Below are 12,471 nucleotides of genomic sequence, written 5' to 3' on the forward strand. Positions count from 1 at the left end.
CGGATACGAGACCCATACCGGCACCTATGTGGATGCCACACACACCGGCACCGACCCCAACAATCCCGACACAGACGGCGACTCGCTCCTGGATGGCGAGGAAGTTTCCTTAAACCCCCGCCCGAATCCCCTCCTGGCCGACACCGACAATGACGGTGCCCCAGATGCGTGGGAGGTCCGCACCGGGTTCAACCCGACGAGCAGCAGCAGCAAGCCACCTGCGTTCCCCGGTGCCATCGGCATCAAGTTTGTGTCCGATCTCACCCCGGAGCACGGCCTGCTGCCCAAGGAGGTGACTGGCATCACCCCCCAGATGAACTGGAACAGTGCGATGCCTCTGAGCACGTGGAATGATCCTGCGGGATCCGAGGTGGACATCGTGACCCCTCTCGCAGGCAAGGTGGTGTACGCCACGGGAGTGGACTCTGGAGTGAAGTTCTCCTGGACCAACCCCGGGTACACTTGGGGCACTGGCAACGGGGGCGGCCCGACGCAGAAGCTCTTTGACGGCATGCTTTCTGTCGCAGGCGATTATGCCGCCTCCCTCAGTGTGACCCAGGTGCCCTATGCTACCTATGATGTCATTGCCTATGTGGGGTCGCAGTCGGAGGCCTCAGTGGGCTACATCCGGCTCAACAACAACACCGCCTCAGACCGGAGATTCAGCAGTGCCAGCTCCCGGCCGGAGAAGACTTTCATCGAGCAGGGCATCTACAATGCGACCTATCCCCGGCGTGGGAACACCATTCGCTTCCGCAACGTGACGGGCAGTTCCTTCAGCCTGCAACTGTACCGGACCAGCTACTACAACGTGGGCCTGCACGGGATCCAGATCGTGAATGCTGCGGCAGACAGTGACACTGACGGGCTGCCTGACCACTGGGAATACCGCTACGGATTCAATCCCGGCTCCAATGCTGATGCCACGCTGGACGCCGACAACGACGGGCTGAACAACGTGGGTGAAAAGAACCGCGGCACCGATCCCCGTGTGGCCGATACCGATGGTGATGGCTTGAGTGATCTGGTGGAGACTGGAACCGGGACCTGGGTCAGCGCCAGCAACACGGGTTCCAACCCGCTGCTACAGGATACCGACAGTGATGGCCTGACGGACGGGGCCGAGGTGGCCACCCTGCCGCTGCCGACCAACCCCAACAATGCCGACACCGATGGCGACGGCAGGAGTGACCTCCTCGAATCCACGGAACGTACCAATCCCCTGGTCGCAGAGTCCACCACCTTCAGCATGCCGGTGGTGACCACATCCCCCCGCACCTTCGACTGGACAGTGGAGAACGTGCAGCTCGTCTGGGACCACTCCCGCAACCACTCGGGCTTCAACGACGACCTCTTTGCCCTCTCCATCACCAATGCGGCGCGGCCGCGTGAGGATGCTCTGTACTTTGCCCTGCCGGTGCGCAATGGCAATGTCACCTACTATTTCCACACGAACTACTGGGGCGCATTCAGCCACCCGGACAATGACACCGCTCATGTCTGGGACAGCGACTGGTCCTCCACGCCCGCCGACCTGAAGATGGCCATGGGCTTCAGCGGACGCGGTAAAGTGGACATCTCTGACCGGCTGCGGTTCCGGGTATCGGGCGCCAGCACGGGTTCCCAGACGAGCTGGAACGTGACCTTCGCCATCATCAATCAGCGCACCGGATCGACCGTGATGAGCCGAACCTACAACGGATGCGCCCTGGCCACCAGCGCGCATAACAACACGGCCACCTGGCAGACTCATGATGACCCGGCAGTGGTGAACCGCTTCAACTTCCGGGTACCGGATGCGGTGACCGTTTATTTTCAGACGACGCCGCTGGAGAACACCACCGCCTTCAGCGCCTACAAAGACACGGACAACGACGGGATGCCGGACGTCTGGGAGACCCAGTACGGGCTGAACATCAACAGCGTGGCAGATGCCATCCTGGACCCCGACAATGACGGCTTGAAGAACGTGGATGAGTACACCGCCGGCACCTCCCCGCTGCAGCGGGACACGGACGGCGATGGCGCTCCAGATGGGGTGGAAGTCTCCACCCGGAGCAATCCCCTGCTGGCCACCAGCCTGCCGCCGCTCTACCGCGGCACGGGGACCTCAGGTGAGGACCTCAACGGCAATGGGCTGGCAGATGCCTGGGAACTCTGGGCCGGAAGCTTCAATCTGGCCGCCAACGTGGACACCGATGGCGACGGCATGAGCAATGCAGCGGAGGCCGCAGCGGGCACAGACCCCTTTGACCCCACCGACCGTTTGTGGTCGGCCATTGTCGCTCAAGGAAACAACATCGTGGTGCGCTGGCCCGCACTGGTGCAGAAGCAGCAGGCCGTGTGGCAGAGCGGCAACCTTACCGACTGGAGCCCCGCCACGGGCACGCCTGTCATCACAGATGGCGTGAACCAGCAGACCTTCACCAATGTGCTGACCGGCCCCTCCCGGACGTTTTACAGAGTGCGGGTGAATGACCTGGACCGGGATGGCGATGGCGTGAGCGACTGGACGGAGAAGAACGTGCTGGGCACGGATCCTCTGGTGGCCAACAGCTCCCGCAGCGCCACCAGTGTGGACGCCAATCAGGACGGCGTGGTGGACACAACTTACAGCGGTGACTATGTGTCTCTGGTGGAGCACCTTCAGGGCACCACTGCAGCAGGCGGATTCCCCGGCTCCGGCAGCGGGGGCAGTGGCGGCACCGGCATCGCCAGCGGCAGCACGGCCATTGCCCGCACCCAGGCAGCGCGGTTCCTCACCCAGTCCACCTTTGGACCGACGGTGGAAGACATCCAGACGGTGCAGGAGCAGGGCTACGCTGGCTGGATCACCCAGCAGGCCGCCCTGCCTCCCACGCTGCACTCGCCCTACATCCAAGGGATCTATAATGACATCCGCGGGCAGCGTACCGGCCAGGGGTACAGCTATGGCGGCAGTGACAATGAGTACTTCCTCTTCGGCAACAACATGATGACGGCCTTTGCCCGGGGCGCGGTGAACGGGCAGGACCAGCTCCGGCAGCGCATGGCCTTCGCCCTTAGCCAGATCCTCGTGGCCTCACGCCGCGATTCAGCCCTGGAGAACAAGGCGCTCGGCATGGCCAGCTTCTACGACATCTTCGTCCGGAACGGTCTTGGAAACTACCTCGACGTCCTGCGTGAAGTGACCTTCCACCCCATCATGGGGCGGTACCTCAGCCATGTGGGCAACCAGAAGGCGCATCCGGAGATCAACCAGTATCCGGATGAGAACTACGCTCGCGAGGTGATGCAGCTCTTCACGATCGGACTCTGGGAGCTGAACCCCGATGGCACCCGCAAGCTGGACAGCGGCGGGCACCCCATCCCCACCTACACCAACACCGAGATCACCCAGGTGGCCCGCGTGCTCACCGGGCTCTGGTACGGCGGACAGGAGTGGGGCAACGGCGGCTGGGATGATGCGGCCTTCTCCACCCCCTTGACGATGCATTCCGATCGTCATGACTTTGGGAAGAAGACCCTGCTGCGAGGCTTTGTGGTGCCATCACGCGCCCCGTCCACGGCCAATGCATTGCGGGACATTGACGACCTTATCCGCATGCTCTTCGAGCATCCCAACACGGGCGTCTTTGTGGGCCGTCAGCTGATCCAGTTCTTCGTCACAGACAACCCGAGCCCGGCGTATGTGCAGCGGGTATCCTCCGTCTTTGCCAACAACGGCCAAGGCGTGCGCGGAGACCTGCTGGCAGTGATCAAGGCCATCCTGCTGGATGAAGAAGCGCGCGACACACGCTACTCCTCCGGAGCATCCTTCGGTCGCCTCAAGGAGCCGGTCATTCGCGCCATGTCCATCGGCCGGGCCTTTGGTTTGAAGGGGGAGAAAAACCTCCTGTGGTGGGACTGGAATGACTTCTTTAATGTGAGCCGCCAGGAGCCAACCTTCTCCCCCAGCGTGTTCAACTTCTACCGTCCGGACTACAAGGCCCCGGGCCTGCTGACGCAGAACAGCCTGTCCTCCCCGGTCTTCCAGATCACGGATAGTTTCTCCTCGATCTCCTTCCCCAATCGGCTCTGGGATCTGGTGCAGTATGGCTACCGTCTATGGAGTGTGTACCAGTTCCCCCTGGACATGGAACGGGAGAAGGCGCTGGCTGCCACGCCGGAACTGCTGGTGGACCACCTCAATACGATCCTCTGCGCAGGCAACATGGAGGTGGGTACCCGCACCCACATCCTGAATGCGATCAATCAACTGCCGGCCAATGAACTGGCGATCCGCGCCCAGGTGGCCGTCTATCTGGCCATCGTCTCCCCGGAAGGGGCCGTGATCCGGTGACCCCAAGTGCTCCCCAACTTCAACGCGACGCTGTTCTCCGTATGAAAGACCAACGGTCCCCTTTTCACCAGCCCAACCGCCGGCAGTTCCTGGGGCAGTCCGCTTGCGCGGCCTTGGGGAATATCTCGATTCTCAACACCCTGCTGAATCTGAAGCTGGCCGGATCCGCTGCCGCCCAGTCTGCCCCCACGGACTACCGCACCCTGGTGTGTGTTTTCCTTCATGGAGGCAATGATTCCTTCAACTGGCTGGTGCCCCGAGATGCCGCCCGGCATGCTGTGTACACGACCACGCGGGACAATCTGGCCCTGCCTCTGAACACCCTGCGTTCCCTGAACCAGTCTGGAGGCGACGGGCAGGAGTACGGGGTGCATCCGAACTGCCCGGGGTTGCAGGAAATGTTCAACGGCATGAGCGGCGACACCACAAAACGCCGGGCCGCCTGGATCTCCAATGTGGGCACGCTGATCGCCCCCGTGACCAAGGCGCAGTACCTGGCGGAAACCGTCGCCCTGCCCCGGGCGCTCTTCTCCCACAGCGACCAGATCGACCAGTGGCAGACCTCCGTGCCCCAGGGGATGACGCAGCTGAGCGGCTGGGGCGGCCGTGCCGCAGACGTGCTGCACGCCTCCGCCAACGCGACGAATTTTTCCATGAACCTTTCCCTGGCGGGGAACAATCTCCTCCAGGTGGGCAACCAGACAAGCCAGTTCGTGGTCACCGATCAGGGAGCGCTGACCTTCACCGGCTCCTACATCGGGGACCCGAGCCACTTCCACCGCATCAAGAACGCTGCGCACCGCAACATCCTGGCCCAGCAGTATGCCAACATGGTGCAGGAGTCCTTCTCCGGCCTCACGCGGAGCAGCATCGAGCTGCAGGAGTTCTTCCTGCAGCAGTTCAGCTCCTACAACGACAGTGCCGTGGCCAGCTTGTTTCCGAATTCCTACATGGGCTCCCAGTTCCGGGCCGCGGCCAAGATGATCGGCCTGCGCCAGGCACTGGGGCTGCACCGGCAGACGCTTTTCATCGGCTTCGGCGGGTGGGATCACCACACGGAGTTGCTGGACTCTCAGGCCCCGATGCTCTCCGTGCTGGACGCCGGGCTGGCGGGCTTTCAGCGGGCGCTGGATGCCATGGGCATGCAGGACAGTGTCATCACCTTCACGTCCTCCGACTTCAGCCGCACACTGCGCAGCAACGGCCGCGGTACCGACCACGCCTGGGGGGCAAACGCCCTCGTGATGGGTGGCCCCGTGCAGGGCGGCAGGATCTACGGCACCTTCCCGAATCTGGCGATCGACAGCAACAACGACACCGGCTATGGCGGGCGGATGATCCCCACCACATCCGTGGACCAGTTCGTGGGTGAGATGCTGCGGTGGTTCGGGGTGAAGGCCTCCGACATGCCCTATGTCCTGCCCAATCTGGGCAACTTCTACAACGCCAGCTCCTCCACGCTGCCAATTGGTTTCCTGAAACCCGGCACCTGGAGCTGATCCCTCCCCTCAGAGCACATGGCGACATCGGGACAAGTGGACAACAGACCGGCGCCGAAGCGCCCCGGCATCATCATCGCAGCAGCATTGCTGCTGGCGGCGCTGGCAGGGGGGGTGTGGCTGATCTTCAAGCCGGGGACCACAATGGAACCTCCGGCCACCGTCACCGCCCCTCCCCCGCCTGAGTCCAGCCCGTCCCTCCGACCGCTGCCTCCCCTGCCCCCGCCAGGCACCAAGCTGCCCGGGGAGATGATCCTCCAGTCGTATGCCAGCTCCGGCTCCCGCCCGCAGGATGATCTGCACGCCGTGGCCCATGCCATCGAAAACCTGGCGCTCCTGGTTAAAGGAAATGATCCGTTCAGGCTGGGGGCCAACGAGGAGTTTGCCGACGCCCTGAAAGGCCGCAACAAGGCGCAGATGCGGTTCCTCCGGGATGATCATCCGGCCTTCAACGAAAAGGGCCAGTTGGTGGATCGGTGGCGGACACCGCTCTACATCCATGCCGCCAGCCGGGACCGGCTGGAAATCCGCAGTGCCGGACCGGACCGGAAGATGTGGACAGAAGATGACCTGCAACGCCAGCCCGACGGTCAGTTTTTGAAAGGGGATAAACTCAATCCCACCAGCCTGTATCTCCCTCCGGAGCAGAGCCGCCCCACCGGGCAACAGGCACCCGAAGCATCCGGTCGGTGAATGGGGCAAAATGTTGTGGCGATTTGTCACACTGGGAGGAGACTGTAGCGACGTTTCCCCTCCCCCAGTCCATGCTCTCCGCTCCAGCCCAAGGTTTGCTGCCAGTCCTCCACCGCCGCTCGATGAAGCTGGCGCTGCTGGTCTGCGCTGTGCCAGGCCTGCTGGCATCCGATCTTTCGGCCCAGCAGTCGTTTGTACCGCCTGGGCCGTTCCCGGAGGAAAAATATGAGAATGGTTGGAGGAAGAACCCGTTCACTCTGAAGACGGCGCCAGTGGCCATCCAGCGGGAGTCCTTTGCCAAGAACCTCGCGCTGGGGAGCATGTATGATGATGCTGAAGGCGTCACCTGTGTGGTAGTGGTGAACACCAAGACACGGGAGCGAACGCGGCTCAAAGGCCAGGAACCTGCCGCCAACGGCATGCGAGTGACGGAGTCCGTCATCGCGGACACCCGGCGGGATTCCTACGCCGTGGTCGTCTCGGGAGGTGAAAAGGCCACCCTGCGCTACGACACCGCCTTTCTGAAACAGATGGCTGCCGGTCAGGGGGGTGGAGGCGCTGCCCAGGGCCAAGCCAACGGCACCGGTCAGAAAAAGACAAACCCCAACGGGGCTGCTCCTGACCCGGCGACAGCCGCCATGAACATGACCATGGAGCAGGACCAGAGCGGAGCGCCCCAGCCCCCTCCAGGTGCCTATGGCCAGCCGCCTCCGCAGGGTGCAAGTGCAGGCATGACGAATGGCGGCGGTGCCCCAACGCCCGTGCCTCCAGGCATTCGCCCCCAACCTGGGCAACCTCCGAATATGGGCGCAGGCCGCCCTAACATTCCCAGCCGACGACGTTTGACGGTCCCTCCCGCTCAAATGCAGCCCCCTCCCCAGCCAGTGCTGGAGAATCCGTAGTCCTTTCGGCTCCACCAGGGCCTCACCTTCCATTGGCCAAAAAAGTCCGTTCCCAGTAGCATTGGGGCGATTTTCCTCATGAGCGCACGTTCCTTCCGAATTTCCCCCTTCCTGGCAGGCGGTATCCTGGTGTTGGCGGGCTTGGCCATCACCACAGCGCTGCTGCTACGTGATACGTACTCCGACAGAAGTGCTGACAGCGACGCTTCGAGAGATCATTCCTCTATGGCGAATCCCACCGCGCAGAAGCCGTGGGATCTGAGCCGCTCGACCTCTGGAAGGAAGCAGGAAGCTCCCGCAACCGGATCCGGCTCGTTCCCCGCGCCTGCCGCCCCTCCCAGCCCATCTCAAGCTGGCGGTCCCAACTCACCCCGCCGCGGCGTGCCTGCCGAAATCGCGAACGGCAAAGTGGTGGCCACGGACAACTCCGCGATCTCGCCAGACGGCGTGCAGCGACGGGTGACCCTGCATGAGACGAACTTCAAGTACCCGCACCTTCGCATGGAGGAGCAGGTGCGCCGCTTGGCCAATGGCGGAGAGGTGCTGGTGAAACGGAATGTGATGGTGGCAGATCATCTCATGGTCACGCTGAAGCCACGCGTGACGGAGCCGGAGTTTCAGACCTGGCTCAGCCAGCACCAGCTGACCGTTCGCGAGCGCATCCCCAATGCCCCCCTCTATCTGGTAGCCACCAAGGATCCAAGTCTGGAGACTTACGACGCCGCCCTGCTGGCTTTGGCCGAAGTGGGCAGTCCCATCGCCTATGCGGACCCGGACTACATCGTGCAGAACCAGGCCCAGGCTCCCGCTCCCAACGATCCGTCCTTCAACCAGCAGTGGGCGCTCTCCAATACGGGTCAAACCGGCGGCCTCGCTGGAGCCGACATCAATGCCCTCACCGCCTGGGCGGTGACGGAAGGCAGCAGCAATGTGATCGTGGCCGTGATCGACACGGGCATGGACATGGACCACCCGGACCTCGAGCCCAACCTGTGGACCAATACCGGAGAGATCGCCGGCAACGGCCTGGACGACGACAACAACGGCTATGTGGATGATGTCCACGGCTATGACTTCGTCTCGAACGACGCCAATCCTGAAGACGATCACGGTCACGGCTCTCACACCGCTGGCACTGTGGGCGCGGTGGGGCGCAACGGCACCGGTGTGGTGGGCGTGAGCCACCATGTGAAGATCATGCCGCTGAAGTTTTTGAACTCGGCGGGGTCCGGCGCGGACTCCGATGCGATCAAGGCCATCTATTATGCCACAGCCAAGGGCGTCTTGCTTTCCTCGAACTCCTGGGGCGGCGGTGACCATGTGCAGGCGATGGAGGACGCCATCAACCATGCCGGAACCAACGGCGTGGGTTTTGTGGCAGCGTCGGGGAACGACGGGCTCGACAACGATGTGATCCCCAACTACCCGTCCAACTACGTGGCGGCAAACCTGATCGCCGTGGCCGCCACGGACGCGAATGACCAACTGGCGTGGTTCTCCAACTACGGGGCCAGCAAGGTGCATCTGGCCGCGCCCGGTGACAGCATTCTTTCCACGTACCGCGACGGAGGCTACACCCACTCCAGCGGGACTTCCATGGCGACTCCCCATGTGTCGGGTGCCGCAGCGCTGCTCAAGGCGGCGAACCCGGCGATGAGCTTTGCCCAAATCAAAGCAGCCCTGCTGGCCAAGACTGACCTCGTGGCCAATCTCACCGGCAAGGTGAGCACCGGCGGGCGACTCGATGTGGGCAACGCGATTGACCTGGCGACCTCTGCCTACCCTGTGCTGGTGAAGACGACAGTGGTGGATGGAGGCACCCCCGGCACGACGGGCAATGCAGATGGCATCATCAGTCCCGGTGAAACCGCCGCGCTCACGCTGGAGGTGCAAAACCTTGGAGGCCTGCCCACCGGACCGCTCCAGGCCACGGTGACGATGAACAGCGCCGACCCCAAGGTGACGCTGGGCCACACCACCCAGACCTTCGGGGTGGTGCCAGCCGCCGCCCGACAGGCCAACACCGGCACCTCGCTGACCATCAGCGTGACGGCCGATCACACGACTCCCGCGAGTCTGCCGCTGAGCATCACCTTTACGGATGGTGCCGGCGTGAACCGGGTCGAGGAGGCCACGTTGCAGATCTACACGGTCTCCCAGATCAGCGGCCGCGTCACCAACGTGGGAGATGGCTCCGGTTTGGCTGGAGCCACGGTGCATTTCAACGGCCCTGTCACCCGGACGGCCACCACCATTGCAAATGGCACCTACAGCGCCAGCGTGGTGGACGGCAGCTATGCGGTGCATGCCAGTGCGGCAGGATTTGTTTCCTCCAGCCCGCAGACGGTGGTGGTCCCGCCCTCTGCCGAGAACGTGAACATGACCCTGGGCTACTCGGCCCTCCAGATCACGCCCTCCACCCTGGGGGCGACGGTGGAAGAGGATGACGTGACTACCCAGACGATCACCCTGCAGAACAATGGCAACGTGCCCCTGACCTGGAAGCTGGTAGAGACTCCGCAACCTGACAACGTGGCCACAGGCAAGGTACTGGCCAATCAACTGGCAGGATTGAAACCCGCGCATCCCCTTGCGTTCCTGCCCACTGGCTCCGCCGTGCAGGCCGTGGAGGAGGGCCCCGGCCCCGGACGTCTGCTGCCCGCCCGACCCGGTCTCAATGCCCTGGACAACAACACGGCCACCTATCCCTATCTGCCCTTCGCCGATGGGTTCGAGGATGGAACTTATAACAAGTGGTTTGAGAGCTGGACGGACGCGCATCGTGAGGTGGTCTCCAACACGGCAGGCGAAGGCACGAAGTCCTTCCGCTTCAACATGGCCGGGACGGAGGACCATTTCAGCGGGGTGCATCAGGAGTTTCAGTGGGGGCAGCAGCCCGGGCACGTGTCCTTCTGGGTGCGTACGGCGGAGCGGGATTTGGCCACCGCCTACATGGTGCTGTGCGATGTGAACGGCAACTACCTGGTGGATTTCATCTGGTTCTTCGCCCACCCAAACGGACGTTTCTATCTGAATGCAGACGTGGGCGGCAACCAACTGGTGAGCTATGACAAGGACACCTGGTACCACATTGAGTTCCGCAACGTCAACTGGGCCACCAAGTCCTTCGACTACTACGTGAACGGTGCGGTGGTGCAGGCAGGGGTGCCCTTCAGAAACCCCTCTCTGGCCAACCAGTGCATTGCCGCGTTTGCCTACAACTACAGCAGCATTGTGAACTCGTGGTTGGACGGGGTGGAGTTCTCCAATGACGCGCTGGACTGGATGGGCCTGTCCCAATCCTCGGGCACGATCGCTCCGGGTGGCTCCGCCACGGTGACAGTCACATACAATGCCGCCCAGCTCAATGCGGGGACTTACGAGGGATTGCTGACCCTGACCACCAATGATCCGACCAGCAGTACCTCGACCCTTCCCGTGACACTGCAAGTCACGCCTACGACGAATACCGTGCCTGTGGCCAGTTCCAACACTGTGGCCACAAGCGAGGATTCACTCACGGTATTCAATCTCAGCGGCTCCGATGCCGATGGCGACACGCTGGAATACTACATCACTCAACTCCCAGCCAAAGGGCGGCTCTTCCAGACCTTTGACGGATTCGAGCCAGCAGTGCCGATCACCACCGCCCCTACCCTTGTTTTGAGCAGCAGTCACCAGCTGATCTATCTGCCGGAGACCAACGAAAACGGGGTGCCCTACACCAGCTTCAGGTTCACGACGCGAGACAAACGGAGCGAGTCGGCTCAAGCCACGGTCACCATCAATGTCTCCGCAGTGGCCGATGCACCGGTACTGGAAGCAGATGTGTTCGCTGCCGTGCCCGGGCAACCGATTCCCTCCCTGAACGTACTTGCCAATGATTACAGCCCGGACAACCTCCCGCTCACGGTCCAGTCCTTCACCCAGCCTTCACTGGGCACCGTGACCGCGAATCCGGACGGCACCCTGGCTTTCCAGCCCAGCGGCGGTTTCCTGTCCGGCTCCACCAGCTTCACCTACACGGTGACGGACGGTGCACGCACCTCCACCTCCGCGGTAACGGTGCATGTGGGCGATCTGCGGGGCGGCACCTGGCCTGCGCTAGGAGGAAACAACCACCGCTCCGGCCTCTTCCCCGCAGTGTTGAACGGCCCCCTGCAACTGCGCTGGACGCAAACCTTGCAGGGCGTGCCCACCACCCCGGTCGTTGCCAACAACCGCGTCTATGTCACAGGGCACAGGGCAGATGGATCCGATGAGATCAAAGCTCTGCATCTGGACACCGGGCTCCCAACATGGAGTCGCAATGAAATCATCTCAGGGGGCATCAATCCTCCCCTGGCCTATGGTTCAAGCCTTTACTACGTGCTCAGCGATCCCGGCTACACCTCCAGCATCACGGCGCTCGATGCCGCCACGGGCACGAGACAATGGTACGGCACCTTCAGTCCGACGACCAGCGAACTCGGCAAATCCCTGCTGGAATCCCATGGCTTGATCCATATGCCCGGGGGGTCGGGTCCCAAGATCTACGGAGTGTATCCCTTTGCCCCCTCTGCCGCCTACATCACGACGCTACCGGGGGCCCAGACAGGAACACCCACCGAGGGTGCCGATCTCATCCTGACGGCCACGGGTGGGGCTATTCACGCGCTCGACGCCAACTATGGCGCGCATCGTTGGACCTTCCGTCCCAATCCCGCCCTGCTGACCACCAACTCGACCGTGGTGTGGGAGGCGGGTGACGCCATCGTGAATCTGGAAGGCACCCTGTACTGTGTCGCCACCCATCAGGCTCCGTTCACGCGCTGGAGCAGCGCCAGCAGCAAGCACCAGTTCACCCCGGCCGTGCGACAAGGAGTGGTGTATGCCACGTTTGAGGACGGCACTCCGGGAGTGCACGTGTTTGACCGACGGACTGGCACTTTGGTGCGCACCGTCCCCCTGCCAGTCACGCCGACCAGCCAGCCTCTCTTCACCCAGGATCGAGTGATCATCAGCACTGCCGCCGCCACCCACATCGTCAGCCTGTTGGACGGCGCTGTGCAGCAGA

At 62.9% G+C, this 12,471-nt stretch carries 5 protein-coding genes; all 5 read left to right on the forward strand.

Features of this window, described 5'->3' with window-relative positions:
* The first annotated feature begins 28 nt into the window (after positions 1-28).
* Positions 29-4,321: a DUF1800 family protein gene (locus tag BV106_RS34940; protein WP_051944811.1), complete on the forward strand. Its 4,293-nt coding sequence runs from the start codon at positions 29-31 to the stop codon at positions 4,319-4,321.
* Positions 4,322-4,362: 41 nt separating this feature from the next.
* Complete coding sequence (locus BV106_RS02265; RefSeq protein ID WP_038159875.1) at positions 4,363-5,820, forward strand: DUF1501 domain-containing protein; 1,458 nt, start codon at positions 4,363-4,365, stop codon at positions 5,818-5,820.
* A gap of 18 nt (positions 5,821-5,838) precedes the next feature.
* Positions 5,839-6,513, forward strand: coding sequence for a hypothetical protein (locus BV106_RS02270; RefSeq protein WP_038159876.1), 675 nt, complete (start codon positions 5,839-5,841; stop codon positions 6,511-6,513).
* A 71-nt stretch (positions 6,514-6,584) separates the two neighbouring features.
* On the forward strand, positions 6,585-7,415 hold the full coding sequence (locus tag BV106_RS02275) for a hypothetical protein (RefSeq protein ID WP_038159877.1): 831 nt from the start codon (positions 6,585-6,587) through the stop codon (positions 7,413-7,415).
* Positions 7,416-7,493: 78 nt separating this feature from the next.
* Positions 7,494-12,471: S8 family serine peptidase (locus BV106_RS34945; RefSeq protein ID WP_265595247.1), on the forward strand; the 4,978-nt coding region annotated here is incomplete at its 3' end.

Origin of the sequence: Verrucomicrobium sp. BvORR106 (genome assembly GCF_000739655.1) — a bacterium.
Lineage (GTDB): Bacteria > Verrucomicrobiota > Verrucomicrobiia > Verrucomicrobiales > Verrucomicrobiaceae > Verrucomicrobium.